The 19560-nt window shown below is 42.4% G+C and carries 20 protein-coding genes and 1 tRNA gene; 13 read left to right on the plus strand and 8 right to left on the minus strand.

All coding sequences use genetic code 11. The features are described 5' to 3' along the window. Positions 1–89 precede the first annotated feature (89 nt). The 4 genes from gpmA to lgt all read right to left on the minus strand — a co-directional run bounded on the left by gpmA (position 90) and on the right by lgt (position 3240). Entirely contained in the window at positions 90–836 is a 747-nt protein-coding gene (gpmA, locus tag VK179_11645) for a 2,3-diphosphoglycerate-dependent phosphoglycerate mutase (protein HLO59388.1), read from the minus strand. Between the two features lie 123 nt (positions 837–959). Beyond that, positions 960–1175, minus strand: coding sequence for a heavy metal-associated domain-containing protein (locus tag VK179_11650; protein HLO59389.1), 216 nt, complete (start codon positions 1173–1175; stop codon positions 960–962). Between the two features lie 17 nt (positions 1176–1192). Continuing rightward, positions 1193–2125 carry a cation diffusion facilitator family transporter gene (locus tag VK179_11655; protein ID HLO59390.1) on the minus strand — a complete coding sequence of 311 codons (933 nt, stop codon included), beginning with the start codon at positions 2123–2125 and terminating at the stop codon, positions 1193–1195. Beyond that, the gene (lgt, locus tag VK179_11660; GenBank protein HLO59391.1) at positions 2122–3240 is read right to left on the minus strand and encodes a prolipoprotein diacylglyceryl transferase; all 1119 of its coding nucleotides are present in this window, start codon (positions 3238–3240) and stop codon (positions 2122–2124) included. Before lgt ends, VK179_11655 begins: the two co-directional genes overlap by 4 nt. A gap of 87 nt (positions 3241–3327) precedes the next feature. Here lgt and VK179_11665 point away from each other — a divergent pair, with 87 nt between their 5' ends. The 7 genes from VK179_11665 to VK179_11695 all read left to right on the plus strand — a co-directional run bounded on the left by VK179_11665 (position 3328) and on the right by VK179_11695 (position 9335). Next, on the plus strand, positions 3328–5151 hold the full coding sequence (locus VK179_11665; protein ID HLO59392.1) for an Ig-like domain-containing protein: 1824 nt from the start codon (positions 3328–3330) through the stop codon (positions 5149–5151). Positions 5152–5231: 80 nt separating this feature from the next. Beyond that, positions 5232–6386, plus strand: a complete 1155-nt coding sequence (gene ricT, locus VK179_11670; GenBank protein HLO59393.1) for a regulatory iron-sulfur-containing complex subunit RicT — start codon at positions 5232–5234, stop codon at positions 6384–6386. Further along, a complete protein-coding gene (locus VK179_11675) occupies positions 6383–6856 on the plus strand; it encodes a gliding motility lipoprotein GldH (GenBank protein ID HLO59394.1) in 474 nt (157 codons plus the stop codon). The genes ricT and VK179_11675 overlap by 4 nt, the downstream gene beginning before the upstream one ends. An 18-nt stretch (positions 6857–6874) precedes the next feature. Beyond that, positions 6875–7579 carry a tRNA (guanosine(46)-N7)-methyltransferase TrmB gene (trmB, locus tag VK179_11680; GenBank protein ID HLO59395.1) on the plus strand — a complete coding sequence of 235 codons (705 nt, stop codon included), beginning with the start codon at positions 6875–6877 and terminating at the stop codon, positions 7577–7579. Continuing rightward, on the plus strand, positions 7533–7898 hold the full coding sequence (locus VK179_11685) for an MGMT family protein (protein ID HLO59396.1): 366 nt from the start codon (positions 7533–7535) through the stop codon (positions 7896–7898). Before trmB ends, VK179_11685 begins: the two co-directional genes overlap by 47 nt. 65 nt (positions 7899–7963) lie before the next feature. After that, on the plus strand, positions 7964–9082 hold the full coding sequence (locus tag VK179_11690; GenBank protein HLO59397.1) for an Mrp/NBP35 family ATP-binding protein: 1119 nt from the start codon (positions 7964–7966) through the stop codon (positions 9080–9082). 7 nt (positions 9083–9089) lie between these two features. Beyond that, a complete protein-coding gene (locus VK179_11695; protein HLO59398.1) occupies positions 9090–9335 on the plus strand; it encodes a NifU family protein in 246 nt (81 codons plus the stop codon). A 154-nt stretch (positions 9336–9489) separates the two neighbouring features. On the opposite strand, the gene VK179_11700 is transcribed toward VK179_11695, so the two are convergent. Then, the gene (locus tag VK179_11700) at positions 9490–11640 is read right to left on the minus strand and encodes a glycoside hydrolase family 3 C-terminal domain-containing protein (protein ID HLO59399.1); all 2151 of its coding nucleotides are present in this window, start codon (positions 11638–11640) and stop codon (positions 9490–9492) included. Between the two features lie 120 nt (positions 11641–11760). Here VK179_11700 and VK179_11705 point away from each other — a divergent pair, with 120 nt between their 5' ends. Both VK179_11705 and cysS read left to right on the plus strand, forming a co-directional pair. Further along, positions 11761–12432 (plus strand): hypothetical protein, encoded by a 672-nt coding sequence (locus VK179_11705; GenBank protein HLO59400.1) that lies wholly within the window; start codon positions 11761–11763, stop codon positions 12430–12432. A 106-nt stretch (positions 12433–12538) separates the two neighbouring features. Beyond that, positions 12539–14014, plus strand: coding sequence for a cysteine--tRNA ligase (cysS, locus tag VK179_11710; protein HLO59401.1), 1476 nt, complete (start codon positions 12539–12541; stop codon positions 14012–14014). A gap of 10 nt (positions 14015–14024) precedes the next feature. Here the strand turns inward: cysS and VK179_11715 are convergent, their stop codons facing one another. Continuing rightward, positions 14025–14387, minus strand: a complete 363-nt coding sequence (locus tag VK179_11715) for a hypothetical protein (GenBank protein HLO59402.1) — start codon at positions 14385–14387, stop codon at positions 14025–14027. Positions 14388–14415: 28 nt separating this feature from the next. Here VK179_11715 and ispG point away from each other — a divergent pair, with 28 nt between their 5' ends. Then, positions 14416–16047: a (E)-4-hydroxy-3-methylbut-2-enyl-diphosphate synthase gene (gene ispG, locus VK179_11720; GenBank protein HLO59403.1), complete on the plus strand. Its 1632-nt coding sequence runs from the start codon at positions 14416–14418 to the stop codon at positions 16045–16047. Here the strand turns inward: ispG and VK179_11725 are convergent, their stop codons facing one another. Both VK179_11725 and VK179_11730 read right to left on the minus strand, forming a co-directional pair. Continuing rightward, the gene (locus tag VK179_11725; protein ID HLO59404.1) at positions 16048–16518 is read right to left on the minus strand and encodes a hypothetical protein; all 471 of its coding nucleotides are present in this window, start codon (positions 16516–16518) and stop codon (positions 16048–16050) included. A gap of 102 nt (positions 16519–16620) precedes the next feature. Further along, on the minus strand, positions 16621–17268 hold the full coding sequence (locus tag VK179_11730; GenBank protein HLO59405.1) for an HAD family phosphatase: 648 nt from the start codon (positions 17266–17268) through the stop codon (positions 16621–16623). A gap of 39 nt (positions 17269–17307) precedes the next feature. Here VK179_11730 and mtnA point away from each other — a divergent pair, with 39 nt between their 5' ends. The 3 genes from mtnA (at position 17308) to VK179_11745 (ending at position 19424) form a co-directional block, all read left to right on the plus strand. Beyond that, a complete protein-coding gene (gene mtnA / locus VK179_11735) occupies positions 17308–18432 on the plus strand; it encodes an S-methyl-5-thioribose-1-phosphate isomerase (GenBank protein HLO59406.1) in 1125 nt (374 codons plus the stop codon). Then, positions 18429–19181, plus strand: a complete 753-nt coding sequence (locus VK179_11740; GenBank protein ID HLO59407.1) for an MTAP family purine nucleoside phosphorylase — start codon at positions 18429–18431, stop codon at positions 19179–19181. Before mtnA ends, VK179_11740 begins: the two co-directional genes overlap by 4 nt. A gap of 169 nt (positions 19182–19350) precedes the next feature. Beyond that, positions 19351–19424, plus strand: a tRNA-Ile gene (locus VK179_11745). Positions 19425–19560: the final 136 nt, after the last annotated feature.

Consider the following 19560-nt stretch of genomic DNA (forward strand, 5'->3'; position numbering starts at 1 on the left):
ACAAATCGGTGAACGACGGAATAAGACCGGTAAACGGTTAAAAACAAAAAAGGCGCAGAAACCTGCGCCCTTTTGAAAGTTCCGAAATATTATTTTGCTTTTCCCTGGTTGGCAACGGAATCCATTGCTTTCTTAATGGCATCCTGGTCGCCGAGGTAATAATGCCTTATCGGTTTCAGATCGTTGTCGAGCTCATAAACGAGAGGAGTACCTGTAGGAATGTTTAATTCGATAATGGCATCTTCAGTCATGTTATCGAGGTATTTTACAAGGGCTCTCAGACTGTTTCCGTGAGCGGCAATCAATACTTTCTTACCTGATTTAACAGCAGGAACGATGGTTTCGTGCCAATAGGGCAGGAATCTGTCAACTGTATCTTTCAGACATTCAGTTGTAGGAATATCCTTCGCAGGAAGATTTTTATAAGCAGGAAGATTTCCCGGGTAACGGGGGTCTGTTTTCTCGAGTGCGGGAGGAGGAACATCATAACTACGCCTCCATATTTTAACTTTTTCTTCTCCGTGAAGAGCGGCAGTTTCGGCCTTATTTAAGCCCTGCAGGGCCCCATAATGTCTCTCGTTAAGACGCCATGTTTTAATCCAGGGAATCCAAAGCAAATCCATTTCTTCAAGGGCAAGCCACAATGTCCGTAACGCTCTTTTCAAAACGGAAACATAGGCTACATCGAATTCATAACCGGCTTCTTTCATAACCTTGCCGGCATTTTTGGCCTCTTCCATTCCTTTTTCGCTCAGGTCCACATCAGTCCAGCCTGTAAAACGGTTTTCCTTGTTCCAGGTGCTTTCACCGTGCCGTAACAATACTATTTTATACATTAATTGTAATTTTTAAATGTGATTTCTTCTTATTTCAGTGCTTCAAATATACAAAAAAGTACTAATGCAGGCATAATACTTATTTTGTTATCAATTAGGCACTTTAATGAAGACAGGAGTGTGTCATCTGGCAAGAATGCCGTCATAAAAGTAGCCCAGATCTTCAATCGCATTCTGAACTTTACCCAGTTCAATCTGGTCACCCTTAATGGTTACTTCGCCGTTAATAATATCAGCAATGGCGGTGTCAATTCCAGAAATCCTTTTGAGTCCGTTTTCAACATTGATTTTGCAATGATTGCAATTCATTCCGCCGACTTTTACTTTTATTTGTTCCATAGTGAAATAGTGATTAGTTATCTGCTGTGAATCATATTTTTATCTTCACAACAGTTATACTCATACTGAACAGTAACATGATCGATTTTAAATTTGTTCAACAGAATTTTTCTAACCTGGTGCTGAAGCATTTCGGTTTCGCTTACCCTGAGGTCTGATCTGAGGTCGATATGACATTCAAACTGAATATCCTGGTCATTCAGGTTCCAGGCATGTACATGGTGAATATTATCGATTTCAGGTATGGATTCAAGTGCGGATTTCACTTCATTCAGATCAAGGCCATGAGGGGTTGACTGCATCAGGATGTCCACGCTTTCTTTAACAATAAGAAAGGTCTCCCTTAAAAGATAGATGCCCAGAAGAAAAGTAACAACCGGGTCAATCCAGTACACTTTAAAAAAGTAGATAAGAATGGCGCAAACTATTACAACTACTGATGAAACCGTATCACCAAGAAGGTGCAGGTAAGCTGCTTTAATGTTAATACTTGTGCGGGCGTTTTTTCGTAAGAGCATCACCGAGATCAGGTTTGCAAAGAAACCAATAACGGCCACCACGAACATGATTAAACCTTTTATGGGCTCGGGGTGCCCGATACGACGTACCGCTTCAATAAAAAGGTAAACAATAATGACTGCGAGGATAATGGCATTGAGCAGGGCGGCAAGGATCTCAATCCGCTTATAGCCGAAAGTCTTTTTTTCACTGTTATTTTTATGGCTGATCAGGGTGGCCAGGTAAGCAATGAATAACGCGGAAGTGTCTCCCAGGTTATGCAGCGCATCTGAAACAAGGGCAAGGCTGTTTGAAACAATTCCCCCGATTATTTCAGCCACTGAAATAACGAGGTTTAGCACAGTTGACCAGATTAGCTTTCTTTTTTGCAGATCGTTACCTGCACTTACATTATCGTGATGGTGGTGATGATGGTGATGATCATGACTCATGCTGCTTCCTTTGATTTAGGCCATTTCCATATAATTAATGCTATGCCTGCCATAACAAAGGGTATGCTTAACAACTGTCCCATATTAATCGCCATAGCATCTTCAAAGTTTTCCTGGTTCTGCTTGATAAATTCAATTAAGAACCGGGCTGTGAATAACAGAACGAGGAATACCCCGAAAATAAATCCATCTTTTCTTTTGTTTCCAAGAGCATAAAATATGCCTAACAGGATGAAAAAAATCAGAAGATAGCTGACCGCTTCATAAATTTGGGTCGGATACCTGGGTAATCCGCCGATAGTTGCCGTAAGCCATAATTTCCGGTCACGGTTTTCGACCTTATAATTAACGGAATCGCCGTTAATCAGGAAAACGTTGTTATCATAATTAAACCGTTTCATGTCTTCTGCAAGCTGGTATTTGCCAAATTTCTCAACCCTTGCGACGTCTTTAACTTTTTTGGAGAATTCAATATTCACAAGGAGTGGAACACCCTTTGTAGCCGGAAAGTTTAAGGAATCTGACTTAGTGAACGACACATTATCGATGGTGCCTTCATACCGGTGCATGAGAACTCTTGACAGGTCGTTTGTAAATACAAAACCATGTGCTGTTTTGGTGGGGTTTCCATATATTTCCGAATTCATCAGGTTACCTGTACGGATACAGCATCCCGCAAGTGCAGTAACAATAACGATCATGTCCATTGTCCAGAGGTAAGCCGATTTTGTTTTTCTGGAGAACAGGTAAATACCGATGAGGATGCCTATAGCAGCGCCGTGACTGGCCAGTCCCTGGAATCCGGTAAATTCAAAATCGTCACCTATTGTACCTCTCCAGGGCAGGATTATTTCAAGGGGATGATGTATGTAATAGTCGAATTCATAAAAAAGACAATGGCCCAACCGGGCACCGATAATTGTACTTAAAACCATGTAAACTGTAAGCCTGTCGAGTAATTCAACTGTCAATCCCTGTTTCTTGAAAATCCGCAGAAGGATTATGTATCCTAAAACAAAACCAAGAGCAAAAAGAAGGCTGTAATACCTTACCTCAAATTTGCCAAAGTCAACAATCTGAGGAGTTACATTCCAGATCACATAGTTTAAAGACATATTGGTATTTAATTTAATATGCAAATCTAGCAAAACTACCTATAAGGCAATGTTTTTGTTGTTTATATTTGTGCTCTTGACGATACCATGCGAAACAGTTTAGTCATAACAGCCATACTTGTTTTACTTTTTCAGGGATGTGCTAAAATAGGACAACCGACCGGTGGTCCGAAGGATGTTTATCCACCTGAGTTCATAGGGAGTAACCCACCCAACCATTCAGTGAATTTTTCAGGCGATCAGGTTGATATTGAATTCAACGAGTTCATCCAGCTGAAAGATCAGAATAAGGAAATCCTTGTATCACCTCCTATGAAGGAAAAACCGCTGATCAGGGTAAGGGATAAGTCCATCCGGGTTACCTTCAATGAAGAATTACAACCACAATCGACGTATACTCTTAATTTCGGAAAATCATTATCTGATTTGAATGAAGGTAACCTTCTTCCCGATTTCGAATATGTTGTATCAACCGGGAGCAGTATTGATTCTCTCTCAGTTACCGGAACAGTCACAGATGCTTTTACCCTTAAGGCGGGCAAAGATGTACAGATGCTTGTGATGTTATATGAAAATCTTTCAGATTCGGCTCCTTTGATAGAAATTCCCAAATACTACGGCAGGGCTAATGAAAATGGCTTGTTTGCCGTAAATAATATTCATCCGGATACATTCAGGGTGATTGCCTTACAGGATGCCAATAATAACCTGATGTACGATCCGGGAATTGAAAACATTGCTTTCCTGGATTCATTCCTGGTTATAAATTCATCAAACGTTCACAGAGAAACCTTTATAAAGGACACGGTTAAAATTATAACCGATGTCGAAAAACCTCTCAGGAAGAACAAACAGGACACCACTCGTGCCGATACAATTATAGCACCCGGTAAAGTGCTTAATGCAGTAAGTATTACTCTGAACTCATTTATTGAAGAAAACAGCAAAGTTTTCATAACGGCCCGCGAGAGAAAATTGGAGAATAAATTTATGTTCAGCTTTAACCGGCCTTTGTTCGACAGCCTTCAGATTCAGCCTCTCAATTTCAGAGCATCAAGGGACTGGATCATTCCTGAACCTTCTGTAACAGGAGATACTATTGATTTCTGGGTAAAAGATACAGTAACGGCCCGGATGGATACGTTTCTTCTCAGGCTTACTTACACTACAACGGATTCGACCGGAAGCCTTTACTCCAGATCAGACACGATAAAGCTTCGTAAATCAGCAGGCGAAAAAGGAGAAAGAGGAGGCAGAAGACGAAACCGGGATAATGAAAAAGAAGAAAATGCAAAAACCCTGATCCTCAATGCTCTTCTTTCAGGCAGAAGTACACATGATCTGAACAGTCCGCTGAGAATTTTGTCATCTACGCCGGTTGAGTCGATTCAACCAGACAGTATCGTTTTTTTGAAAAAATCGGATACAGTTTTTGTCGCGACTGATTTTAAGATCGAAAAGGAAGGCCTCAGGAAAGTAAAAATTACCAATCGCTGGGATGAATCAACCCAGTACAAAATATTACTAAAGCCGGGCAGCATCAGAGACATTTACGGATTCACGAATGACTCAACCGATATCAGCTTTTCAACCCAATCGGTTGATTACTACGGCAATATATTGCTTACTTTGAGTAGTTCGGTTTATCCCATAATTGTTCAGGTAACCAATGAAAAAGGATATGTGGTCCGCACCGCTGTTGCCCGGCATGACGGATTGATCACATTTGACTTCATGCCTCCAGGGAAATATGGCTTCAAGGCCATATATGACAGGAATGACAATGGCCAATGGGATACAGGGAATTACCTGAAGCATATTCAGCCTGAAAAGGTATATATTGCAGCATCACCGCAGGAATTACGATCAAACTGGGACATGGAAACTTCGTGGACGATACCTTCTAAATAATGAGTAATTAACACCAATAAATTCCTGCCTTACAATTAATTTTTTACATTTGCCTTTCAGTTCTATTAATATGACAAGTAATGACCAACGGTTGTAATGGCCGTGGATGCCATAAATTAGTTAAAGACGCCACTGAATCAGTCACATGCCTCGATATCGGAGGTAATAAACTGGATACATTCAACTGGCTTGAAGATATTCCCGAAGCTTATCAGAATTGCGATATTATTGAAGTCAGGTTTAAGAACACAAGAAAAGCCTATTTCAAAAATGTTAATGATCTGAAGTTAAAAAAAGGCGATATAGTAGCAGTGGAGGCTTCTCCAGGACATGATATCGGAATCGTTTCACTTACCGGGGCACTGGTGAGGCTGCAACTTGAAAGGAACAACATACCTGTTGAGGGTACTGAATTCAGGAAGATATACAGGAAGGCAAAACCGGCAGACATCGATAAGTGGAATGAATCGATGGCACTTGAGTTTTCCACAATGATCAAATCGCGTAAAATTGCGCTGGATCTGAAACTTGATATGAAGATAGGGGATGTGGAATACCAGGGCGACGGTACTAAAGCCATATTCTATTATATTGCCGATGACAGGGTGGATTTCAGGGAGCTCATCAAAGTGCTTGCCGAACAGTTAAAGGTAAGAATTGAAATGAAACAGATCGGTGCCCGCCAGGAAGCCGGAAGGATCGGTGGCATCGGGTCATGCGGCAGGGAATTATGCTGTTCGACTTGGATCACCAGTTTCGTTTCGGTTACTACCAATGCGGCACGTTACCAGGAAGTTTCACTGAATCCTCAAAAGCTTGCGGGCCAGTGTGGCAAACTTAAATGCTGCCTGAATTATGAGCTGGCCTGTTACCTGGACGCCCAGCAGGATTTTCCGAATACATCTGTTCCTCTTGAAACCGAACAGGGACCGGTTTTCCATCAAAAAACCGATGTATTCAAAAGGCTTATGTGGTATTCATCGAAAAGGGATATGCCTGCCGAGATCATATGTCTTTCGGTTGATCACGTGAAGGAAATTCAGGAGAAAAACAGGCGCGGGGAAAAGGTCAAGAAGCTTGAAAGCGTTGAGAATAGCAATATTGCCCCAATAATTGATTACCAGTATAAAAATGCCGTTGATGAAAAGCTGTTAACCCGGTTTGAGGACAAGCCCGGTAGCGGCGGCAAGCCTCAGAATAAGAAAAGGCATCATCATAATAAACACAGAAGATGAAGATTAAGCTCAGTATAATATTCGCCCTTGTGTTGCTGAGTTTTTCATGCGATAAGCAGAGGGTTTATGAACAATTTGTCAGCATTGACGGCAAATCATGGGATAATTCCGATGTGATTAACTTCAATGTAAACATTGAAGATACCGTTTCCTTACAGAACGTATACCTGGCCATCCGTAATACCGGACAGTATGAATACAGCAACCTGTATGTTTTTATAACGGCGGTTTCGCCCAATGGTGTGCAGTCAAGGGATACCACTGAAATTACACTGGCCGATGCCCGTGGTAAATGGCTTGGCAAAGGATCAGCATCGATTTATACATTATACTATCCTTTTCGCGAACATATACGGTTTCCGCTTCGCGGCATTTATCAGTTCCGGATCGAACAGGCTATGTGGATCAAAGATCTGAAGCACATCAGCGATGTCGGTTTGAGGATTGAGAAAGTAAGCAAAAAGAAATAATTCAGGCACTACCAGTTTATGAAGAAGAAAATGCAGCGCTTTGCTGAGATGGAAACATTTCCGAATGTCATCCAGCCTGCGTTTGACGAGGTTTTTGGGAAACAACACCGTCTGAAAGGCAACTGGGCTGGCTCAGAGTTCCTCAATCCGAACCCGCTGATCCTTGAACTGGGCTGTGGTAAAGGTGAATATACAGTCGGACTTGCCAGAAGACATGCTGAAAAGAACTTCATCGGTATCGATATAAAAGGATCAAGAATGTGGCGGGGCGCAAAAACTGCAGTGGATGAAGGTGTAAAAAATACCCGGTTTCTCAGAACTCATATCGAAATGATCAATTCCTTTTTTGCTCCTGATGAGGTTGATGAAATCTGGATTACCTTTCCCGATCCCCAGTTAAAGAAGAAAAGAAAAAGACTTACTTCACCGGGTTTTTTATCGCGTTATTCACTTTTTCTAAGGAACAACGGACTTGTCCATCTGAAGACCGATAATGATGTATTGTACGGGTACACATATGACTTAGCAGTTCTGAACGGTTTTACAATCAGATTCAGTACAACCGATCTCTATTCCTCGGGCATTGAGGGAACAGCAGTTGAAATCCAGACCTTTTATGAACGCCAGTTTCTTTCACAGGGAATGAAAATTAATTATCTCTGTTTTGAATTACCCCATGGAAAAGAAATCCTCGAACCGGAAGACGATAAGCCCGAAGGATGACAGCTTTTTCACAAGGGTTTATGATATTGTCCGCCTGATTCCGCCCGGACGGGTTACATCTTACGGTGCCATAGCCAAATATATAGGTTCACCGCAATCATCGCGCATGGTTGGCTGGGCCATGAATGCTTCACATGACGATGCAGGTATCCCGGCTCACCGGGTCGTAAACCGGAATGGTATGCTTTCCGGAAAACATCACTTCAGGCATCCTGACCTCATGCAGGAATTGCTGGAAAGCGAAGGGATTGAAGTTCAGAACGACAGGATAGTAAACTTCAGAAAGCATTTTTGGGATCCTTATAAAGAATTATTCTAAATAATTAAGGAATTAATTGAAAGAGTAGTAATTTTACAGCCTTACTAATAATTAAGGTTGTCATAATGAATTTCACAGAAAACCAGGTACTGCAAACCTTACGGAAAGTCGTTCACCCTGCTGCAGGTAAAGATATTATCACCATGCACCTTGTGAATGATCTGTCAGTAAGCGATCAATCTATAAATTTTACTCTTGAATTTCCCAGCGGAAATGACCCGTTGAAATCATCGATTAAAAGAGCATGTACCAAAATACTGCAGGACACTTTCGGAAGTGATGTTACTGTTGATGTGGAACTTAAGTCACCTCCGGTTCAGGCGCCTGAGCCAAGAAAGTATCTTAAGGACACAAGGAATATAATAGCCATCGCATCAGGTAAAGGTGGGGTAGGAAAATCGACTGTTGCAGTCAACCTGGCTGTAATGTTTGCTCAGACAGGGGCAAAAGTGGGACTCATTGATGCCGACATTTTCGGTCCTTCAATTCCCAAGATGCTTAATGCCGAATATGTAAATCCTTATGTGAATAAAGTAAATGGTAAGGATCTGATTGTACCGATTGAGCGGTTCGGTGTAAAAGCCTTATCCATGGGTTTCTTTGTCAACCCTGACGAAGCAACGATATGGCGGGGGCCGATGGCTTCCGGAGCTTTCCAGCAGTTGCTCGGAGATGCCGAATGGGGACCGCTTGATTATATGTTTATCGATCTTCCGCCGGGAACAAGTGATATTCATCTCACCCTGGTTCAAAGTGTTCCTGTAACAGGCGCAGTTATTGTAAGCACTCCCCAGGATGTTGCCCTTGCTGATGTGGTAAAAGGAATCAACATGTTTCGGAATCCTGCTGTCAACGTTCCGGTACTGGGTTTAATTGAAAATATGGCCTGGTTCACCCCGGAAGAATTACCCGAAAACCGGTATTATATTTTCGGTAAAGAAGGCTGCAGTAAACTGGCTTCACAGTTCGGGATTCCCCTGCTTGGCCAGATACCGCTTATACAGGGAATACGGGAAGGCAGCGATGCCGGCGAACCGATTGTCGGAAAAAAAGGACCTGCAAGCGAGGCATTCAAAACAATAGCAGATAACCTTACCCTTCAGCTAATTAAAAGGAATTCCAATATGGACCCTACAAAAGTTGTTGAAATCACTAAAACAAGAGCTAACATCAACCATAAATAACCCGGTTATGGAAACAAATCGTGAAAATATTCTGAGCAACATCAATACAGCCATTGAAGAAATAAGGCCTTACCTCAAAGCTGACGGTGGAAATGTGGAACTTGTAGACCTTGAACCCGATAATACTGTAAAAGTCAGGTTAATGGGTGCATGTGATGGTTGTCCTTTCAGCATGATGACGCTGAGAGCCGGCATAGAACAGGCCATCCGGAAGAAATTTCCGGAGATGAAGGAGTTGGTGGCGATTGAGTAAATCAGGGATCAGTAATCGGTGACTGGTAACTGGTGACTGGTAACTGGATTTAAGAAGAATTTCTTAGGCCTTAATACCTTATTACTTAAATACTAACAGACTACAGACTAACAGACTAAACCGAATACCGAAGAATGATTATAGAATCCGCGTACTATTTAATTTCGATTTCAGTAACCTTTCGGATATCACGCGAAGAAGAGCCGGCAGCAATCTGGTATTTACCGGGTGAAACAAACCAACGGTGACCAGCCTCATTGTACCAGGCAAGTTGTGATACAGGGATCTTAAATGAAACCGTAACCTCTGTATTTTTTGGAACCGGTACTTTTTTAAATGCTTTTAATTCACGTACAGGTTGCAAAACAGTGGCATCATTATGTGAAACGTAGATTTGCGCTGTTTCGAACCCATCCATTTTTCCTGTATTTTTAATTTTTAGCGAAACCCGAATGGTATCATTCTTCCCGGCCTTCTGGTTTTCAACTTTAAGGTTGTTATAATTGAAATTGGTATAAGACAGTCCAAAACCAAAGGGATACAGAGGACTAATGTTTTTATTGTCAAACCACCTGTAACCTACAAGGATTCCTTCGGAGTACCTCAATGAGTCATTTCCCGGGAAAGCACCCAATGCATGAGCAGGAGAATCAGCAAGTTTTTCAGGAATGGTAAACGGTAGTCTACCTGAAGGGTTGACTTTACCAAGAATAACATCAGCAAGAGCATATCCTGCCTGTGAGCCATTAAACCATGACCATAAAATCGTACTTGCAGTTGCTTCTGCAGTTCTCATATCAACCGGTGCCCCAGCCACTACAACAACTATCGTATTGCGGTTAGCCATACAAACGGCCTTAATAAGTGAATCCTGGCCAAACGGAAGATTCATGGACAGTCGGTCAAAGCTTTCAGTTTCAACTTCGCGGTTGTTGCCAACAAAAAGAATAGTCATATCAGCCTTTGAAGCAGCATTAACAGCCTCTGCCAGCAGTTTTTCATTGGGAGTATTGTCGGGAACAAACCGGCGCACAAATTTAGATTGGTAACCCTGAACATAATTAATTTTTACATCAGGCCCCAGGCGGTCCTTTAATCCTTCGAGCGGTGTAATTTCGTAACGGGCTTTCACTCCGGCACCAAAACCACCCAGTGCGTTCTTTGAGACAGCAGTTTCACCGATAACGGCGATACTTTTTAATTTAGCCGGGTCTAAAGGCAGAATTTCCTTTGTGTTTTTGAGGAGAACAATACTCTGAGCGGCCACATCATAAGCCACCCTGTTATGTTCGGGTGTGGAGACAAGACTATCGGTAACTTTCGGTTTCCGCGATGTGAACAGGCAAACCCTGAGAATTCTTTTGACTTTTTCATTGATTACTTCTTCGGGTACAAGTCCTTTTTTAACTGAATCAAGTAAAGGTTTGTTGAAATACCTTTCAGTTCCCATCTCTATATCAAGTCCGTTAAGAGCTGATTTAACAGTACTATGGGTACCTCCCCAGTCGGAAATCACCATTCCTTTAAAGTTCCATTCATCGCGCAATACCTTATTCAGAAGGTAATCGTTCTCAGCACAATAATCGCCCCGTAATTTATTATAGGCCGCCATAACGCTGTAGGAACCTCCTTCGGTGACAGATGCTTTGAATGCCGGCAGATAAATTTCCTGCAAGGCCCGTTCATCAATCAATACATTAACACGGCCACGGTTCGTTTCCTGGTTATTTACAGCAAAGTGCTTTACACAGGAGGCGACGCCTGTTGACTGTACTCCTTTTACATAACCCACAGCCAGCCTGGAATTCAACCAGGGATCCTCGCTCATATATTCATAAGTGCGGCCGTTTAGAGGAGTACGTGTAATATTCACTGCAGGTCCGAGTAAAACGTCTTTACCTCTTGTCCTTGCTTCTTCGCCCATAGCAACCCCATATGCATATGCCATATCAGGATTCCAGGTCGCGGCTAATGCTGAACCCGTAGGGAAAAAAGTTGCCGAATCCGTCGTCAACCGTAACGGAGCCCATGATTTTTTGCCTAATTCCTCACGAATACCAAAAGGGCCGTCTGTATAGTGTAAATCGTTTATGCCAAGTCGTTCAATCCCTGCCGATGTGAAAAGACCATTACCGCAAAGCATATTTACTTTTTCTTCAATAGTAAGCAGCTTTATAATACTGTCAATTTTTCTTTCGTCAGCCGGATTAGTAATATCAACATAGGATGTACGCTGTTGTGACTGTGCGCAGCTGAGTGTTAAGAAGATGAAAATAAAGAAGTTAAAAACAGAAGATACTTTCATAACGATTCAGAATTTAGGTTTAACAGGTTCTTTGCCGACAATATTAAAACAAATATGGCTTAATGCCAAAAACATAAAATGATTTCCTCCGTATACATCTCAAACATTAAAAATAGCACCATGAAAAGAATTTGCACTGTATTGATATTGTTTTCCCTCGTGATTGGCGGATTTTCCCAGGACGGTAACCTCAAAACCCAGACTTACTTCCGGGTGGGTTATTCAATGCCTACATGGAAATATTACGGTATGGACGGTAAATCGGATTGGCAGGATGGTACTAAAAGAGTCGGGGGTTTATTTGAGGTCGGGAATATTTTTATGCTGAATGCAATCAAACTTGCACCCGGCATGAGAATAGGAATTAATGTGGATTATCTTTCTATTGATTATAACCAGTTCAAAATAAATGATCAGACCTATGATTTCTTTTACGGAGGAAGTAAAATAGGGCCTTCCTTCTCTTACTCTCCGGTAAAGCATCTTGTTTTTGATACTTATTTTAAAATTAACCCGGTTTGGGTGTCCGGAGCTTTGCAACCGGCAACTCATAACACCGAAGATGAGAATGATTTTTATCTCGGGTTTATGGGATTAAAATATTCAGTGGGTTTGAATGTGCGGTATTCCGTATTGATGATGGGCTTTGAATTCAACCCGGGCAATGTTAAAATGCGTTGGTTAAGCAAGGACGATGGCGGATTAACGGATGATTATTATGGCAATGCCAATGATAACGGGAAGAAAACTCCTGTTCCAAACATGCATTTTACATTGGGCCTCAGTTTCTGAAAAACAGGTTTAGCCTAGGCTATATAAGTCATCAGGGGGATAGAGGTATGGAATAATTAAAATTCCATATCTTTATCCCCTTGATTATTTAATGTTTGCTATACGAATGACCCGGGAACTTTATCTGGTTAACACTCTTTCACGCAAAAAGGAGAAATTTATTCCTGTCAATCCTCCCTATGCAGGCATGTACGTTTGCGGTCCCACAGTATACAGTGATCCACACCTCGGCCATGTCAGACCTGCTGTAACGTTTGACGTGCTTTACAGGTATCTGAAGCACCTGGGTTATAAAGTGAGGTATGTAAGGAATATAACCGATGTAGGCCATCTTGAGGATGAAGTAACAGGCGAAGGCGAAGACCGGATCCAGAAAAAAGCAAGGCTTGAACAGCTTGAACCGATGGAGGTTGTGCAGCATTATGCCAACCGCTACCATCATTATATGGAGAAAATGGGACTTCTGCCTCCCTCCATTGAACCGCAGGCTTCAGGGCATATTATTGAACAGCAGGAACTGATAAAGAAAATACAGGAAAAGGGATTCGCCTATGAAGTGAATGGTTCAGTGTATTTCGACCTTGACCGGTATAATGCGGAATATGGTTACGGCAAATTATCCGGCAGAAATCTTGATGAAATGCTCAGTAACACACGCGAACTGGAGGGACAAAGTGAAAAGCGGAACCCGCTTGATTTTGCACTCTGGAAAAAGGCCGAGCCCTCGCACCTCATGCACTGGCCGTCAGTATGGAGCGAAGGTTTCCCGGGATGGCACCTTGAGTGTTCAGCCATGGGCATGAAATACCTGGGAGAAGAATTTGATATTCACGGAGGAGGAATGGATCTTATCTTCCCGCATCATGAATGCGAGCTTGCACAATCTACCGTGGTAACCGGAAAACCGCATGTACGGTACTGGGTGCACAACAACATGATCACGATTAACGGTCAGAAAATGGCCCGGTCAAAAAATAACTTCATTACCCTTGAAGAAATGTTTACCGGAGGTCATCCTCTGCTTGAGAAAGCGTTTTCACCCATGACAATCCGCTTTTACATGCTCCAGGCCCATTATTCGAGCCAGGTTGATTTTTCAAACGAAGCACTAAAGGCTGCCGAACAAGGTTTGGGCCGACTGATGAAGGCCATGGATGTCCTGGCAAAACTGAAGCCATCGGGATCATCGACTGTTGACGTTGATACTTTAATTGATAATGCCTACACGGCATTAAGCGATGATTTGAATACCCCCATTGTGCTGGGTTACCTGTTTGAAGCAGTGAAAATAATTAATTCGGTAAATGACGGAAAAGCCGGCATTGATGCTGAAAACCTGGAAGCGCTTAAAAATTTCATGCAGACTTTTGTATTTGAGCTGCTGGGATTGATGCCTGAAAATTCAGGAGATGACCGGGATGCTGCACTTTTGGACGGAGTGATTAATCTCGTTTTGCAACAAAGGCAGGAGGCCAAGGCCAGGAAGGATTACGCCGCTTCGGATTTAATCAGAAATCAGCTGGCCTCCCTGGGAATACTAATAAAGGATACCAAAGAAGGAGCTACCTGGGAAAGACAATAATACCGTTTATTTAACCAGATTTTAACTTCCATTCAGTAGCACTTGTATTCATTACTCCGCTATGGTCACTATTCATATCATCATATCCGATCGTATACCTGGACAATGAAATTCCGGTTTCCATCGCAAATTTTTCCCCTATATAATACATCCCCGAGAATCCGAATCCATAAAATTGATTTGCATGAAATTGTAAATCAGCCTCATATATGGTCGAAAGAATAGTTTCAGGAAGATAAGAGAATGTGAAGCCTAACTGGAAGCTATGTTTTCTTTCATAATTTTGCGCCGATGAATTCAGACTTGCTGCAATAAACAGAAGGGTTAACAGGGTTTTCATAGGAAGGATCTTCAGGTGTATAACTTGATTCATTAACTTTGAAACCAATTTATAAAAAATTATGAATTCCTGTTTTTTTAGGCGCCGGTTTGCACATGTGGTTACGATAGGTGATATTCCTCTGGGCCGTGAATACCCGGTGAGGGTACAATCGATGGCCAATACACTCACCAATGATTTTACAGCCAGTGTGGCCCAATGCAAAAGGATCAGTGACGCCGGCGGAGAGTATGTGCGATTTACTGTTCCTTCATTGTCTGACGCAGATGCCTTTGCCGAAATTAAAAGGCAGTTGAGGAATTCGGGTTACAATACTCCATTGATAGCTGATGTACATTTCAATCCCGATATAGCACTGAAGGTTTGTGAAACGGCAGACAAAGTGCGGGTCAATCCGGGCAACTTTAAGGATATTCAGAAATTTGTCGAGCTTGTAAGAAAATGCCTGGAAAACAAGGTGGCCATCCGCATCGGAGTGAATCACGGTTCGCTGTCAGAGCGGATAATGGACAAATATGGCGACTGTCCCGAAGGCATGGCAGAATCAGCCATGGAATTTCTGCGGATATGCAGGCAGGAGAATTTTGACCAGGTGGTGGTATCGATGAAATCCAGTAATGTAAGGGTAATGATTTATGCAACCAGGCTGATAACCGAAAGAATGGATAAAGAAGATATGCATTTCCCACTGCACCTGGGTGTAACTGAGGCCGGGGAAGGTGAAGACGGAAGAATCAAGTCGGCCGTGGGAATCGGAACGTTGCTTGCCGAAGGGATAGGGGATACAATCCGGGTTTCACTTACCGAGGAACCGGAGGAGGAGATTCCGGTAGCGAGGAAGATTGTGGAGAGTGCGAGAGTGGGAGAAGGGGAGAGTGGGAGAAGGGGAGAAAATCAGACGAGACAGGGAGAAGAGAGTAGTAAGAAAGTGAGACGGTATGAGTTTCAGAAAAGGATAACCAGGAAAGTTGGGAATATCGGGGGAGGGCAGGTTCCGGTTGTTGTTGAATCAGATATAATTCCCGGTGATATTTTATTAACGGAAGTAACGAAGGATACCATTGAAAATGCGCTGAAAACAAGAGAACCGGGAAATGATAAAAAAGTCCTTGTATACAAAGCAGATCGCGAAAATGCATATGCTGATCTTTGCGGTCTCAGGCTTCTGCTTGAACAAATGAACAATGATCTTCCTGTTATATTCAAGCTGGAGTTAAAAGAAAAATCGACTGACGACTTTATGATCAGAAGCGCAGTTTGCCTGGGGGGAGCATTCATCGACGGTTTCGGTGACGGGATCTGGTTAGAGAATGCATATCCTTTCGAAAAAGAATTTATACATTCGGTTGCTTTTGGTATCCTTCAGGCCTGCAGGACCAGGATGTCCAGAACGGAATACATTTCATGCCCGTCATGCGGCCGTACAAATTTCAATCTTATTGAAACGGTGGGCCGTATTAAGAAGGCCACATCCCATCTGAAGGGCCTGAAAATAGGGGTCATGGGATGTATAGTCAATGGTCCCGGCGAAATGGCCGATGCCGATTATGGTTATGTGGGCGCAGGCAAAGGAAAGATTACCCTGTATAAGGCAAGGGAAATTATCAAAAGGGCAATTCCTGAAGAAAATGCCGTAGATGAGCTGATCAGCCTTATTAAAACTAACGGCGACTGGACAGAACCGCAGGGCTGATCAGAAGGTAATTGAAATAATGTCTTTCATGGCAATGGCAATGTCAGCCTTCTCATTATTGAGCGGATTGATAACCTGCACATGGATTTCATTGTATTTATCGGCAGGGTTATAGCAGCTCATCACCAGCTCAGCCTCATCCAGTTTTGCCACTACACCGTTCTTTTTTGTAACGGTTATTGTTCCTTTCTGATTTCCCTTTGAAGGAACCGGGGTGGCAGTGAATCCTGAAAGTTCCAGTTTGCTGATATCCTTATAATCGTTTATTTCTGTATGATTGCCGTTATACTTGCCTTTCAGTGTGGTGAAATTGGAGGCGTAAGCATTCGATTCACATTTCAGCTTTCCGAAATGATACGCTTCGATAAACTTTCCGTCTTTCAAATGGATTACGGCTTTGACAGGTGACTGACCGGTGGCATGAACAAGAATTGCAGCCAGCAACGTGCTTACAAGGAAAAACTTCTTCATAATTGCCCTGATTTAGTTTTAGAGACGACCAATTTGGCCGTCTGTACAATAAACGGCAATTCAAAGAAAATGTTATGTGATATCAATCACCCGGTTGGGGAATCAGGAAATGAAAACATCGGTGAGTGACAGCGGCTTTTTCATCTGTATGGTATGAAAACCCAGTAACCTTGCCGTATCGATATTTTCAATAAAATCGTCAATAAACAGGCTTTCGGCAGGATGGATACCGGCATCTTTTATCAGGTAGTTAAAAATATCGGCGTTGGGTTTTCTCAGTTGAAGCTCATAGGAATAATATGTTTTTTCAAATACGGATTCATACCCATCAACGCCATATTTATCCTTAATATATTTCGAATAGAAAGGGAGATGAATGCCGTTTGTATTGCTAAGCAGGAAAGTGCGGTAATTTTTGCGAACCTCCTGCAGAATATTCCACCGTACTTCCGGCAATTCACCAAGAAGTGAATTCCAGGCATTATCAATCATTTCATCAGTAACCGTATTGGAAGTCATAGTCTTGACCCTGTCACGAAATTGCTGCGGAGTGATTTTACCCACTTCAAAAGGAATAAACAGGTCGTCGTTGGGGTCATGCGGAACCGATTCATCAAAGATATGAAGTCCGAGATCGATAAACGCCTTTTTGGCCCTGTCGAAGTGAAGATCGGTGATCACTCCTCCCCAGTCGAAAATTATGTTCTTTATTTTGGTTTTTCCGTTGTAAATTGCACCTGACAATGTCATGACTGAATTTTTTACAAAAGAAGTGTTTTCTGATCATTTATGAAAGTAAAGGGCCGGCATTTTGAAACAATATGGATCCATCCGGATAATTCTGCGATAGTGCAAATCATTGACCAGCGGTTTTTACCATTCCGCTTTATCATAGAGGATATTCATTCGGCCGAAGAAATGTATGTAGCCATTAAAGACATGCATCTTCGGGGCGCACCACTTATCGGTGCTGCCGGGGCACTGGGTGTTTACCTGGCCCTGACAGCCTGTAATGATAAGGTAATCGGCAAATCCTATATTACCAAAAAAGCGGAGTATTTGAAATCTTCAAGGCCAACAGCAATTAACCTCAACTGGGCTGTTGACCGGGTAGTGAACGCCCTTGGCGAAGGGGGTTCAAGGCAGGAGCTAATTGAGATCTCCCGCAGGATCTGCATCGGAATCATTGATGAAGAACGACATAATTGCCTGAAAATTGGTGAGTACGGGCTTGAAATCATAGAAAAGATAAGCCGTGAGAAAAAAGGAGAGCCGGTGAACATACTCACTCACTGCAATGCAGGCTGGCTGGCTTGTATAGATTACGGTACAGCTACGGCACCTATTTATCTGGCCCACGATAAGGGATTGAAGGTACACGTTTGGGTTGATGAAACCAGGCCCCGGAACCAGGGAGGGCGGCTCACATCTTGGGAACTGCAGCAGCATGGTGTTCCCTGTACTGTAATTGCTGATAATACCGGGGGTCACCTGATGCAGGCCGGAATGGTAGACATGGTAATTGTAGGTTCGGACAGGGCGTCACCCTATGGTGATGTGGTCAATAAAATAGGTACTTACCTGAAAGCTCTTGCAGCTTTTGATAACCATATCCTGTTTTATGCCGCATTACCTTCTTCAACAATCGATTGGACATTGAGTGAAGGCGCCGGAGAAACACCAATTGAAGAAAGAAACGGGAATGAAGTTACTTTTATGGAAGGGCTTAAGAACGGGGAAGTAATGGAAGTTGAGATCCTGCCACCCGGAACGCCTGTTGCCAATTACGGGTTTGATATTACTCCTGCCCGACTTGTAACCGGAATAATTACTGAAAGAGGAATTTCAAATGCAAACAAAAAAAGTATATTTACATTATTTCCTGAGAGAAACTTAAACCCTGTCAAAGAATGAAAATAGCAATTATTGGCGGAACAGGACTGGCCGTACCCGAATATCTGGCAGATAGAAAAGAAGTTAAAATTGATACTCCTTTTGGCAAACCGGATCCGGTAATTTATTCGGGTGTTAGTGATGGCATTGAAATTTTCCATTTGGCAAGAAATGGAGTCAATAATGAATTACCGCCTAGTAAGATCAACTACAAGGCAAATATGTATGCGTTAAAAAAACTGGGTTGTGATTATATTTTAGCAACCGGTACATGCGGAAGCCTGCAGGAAGAGATATGTCCCGGTGAGGTAATTATTTTCGACCAGTTTATTGATATGACCAAGCTGCCTGTTACCGGTATCAGGCTGGAACTGAATATGGGAGAAAGCCAGGTTTCAATGGCTGAACCTTTTTCTGAAGAATTACGAGACAGCCTCATTGAATCTGCCATTGTACAGGGGATCACTGTTCATACAAAAGGGGTTGTGATTTCCATTGACGGTCAGAGATCTTCATCGAGGGCTGAATCAAAGTTATACCGCTCATGGGGAGCCGATGCCATCAATATGACAACCGCACCTGAAGCCATACTGGCAAATGAACTTGGCATTGCTTATGCAGCGCTTTCATTGTGCACAGGATATGATTCATGGAGACAGGATGACAAAGCCGCTGATCCTGAAGAGCGAATGAATATTGTAAAAAATAATACGCCCCGAATCCTTCGCCTGCTTACCTTTGCACTCAAAAGAGTTGAAGAGTGCGCATAATAACGGTTTGTTTTTTTGTTTACAAATCACTAATATTGCAGGCCATTTTAGAAATTGGTTGATTTAGTTTGATATTGTTTGAAAGGGTTTGAAAAAGTTTAGCACCTGATTTTTCAAACTTCTTCAAACCAACTCAAACTTCTTCAAACTTTTCAAACAGAAACATACTGGTCCCATAGCTCAGCTGGTTAGAGCACCTGACTCATAATCAGGGAGTCCCTGGTTCGAACCCAGGTGGGACCACATAGCGGTTGTAGTCTTATGATTGCAACCGCTTTTTTTAATATTATCTTTATCTTAAACAACCAATTTCTTACATTTGGTTAGTTTTTGAAATTCAGCTATATCGGAGTTAATTTGGCCGCTCTTTAATATTAAT

This window comes from Bacteroidales bacterium, from assembly GCA_035299085.1.
Classification (GTDB): Bacteria; Bacteroidota; Bacteroidia; order Bacteroidales; family UBA10428; genus UBA5072.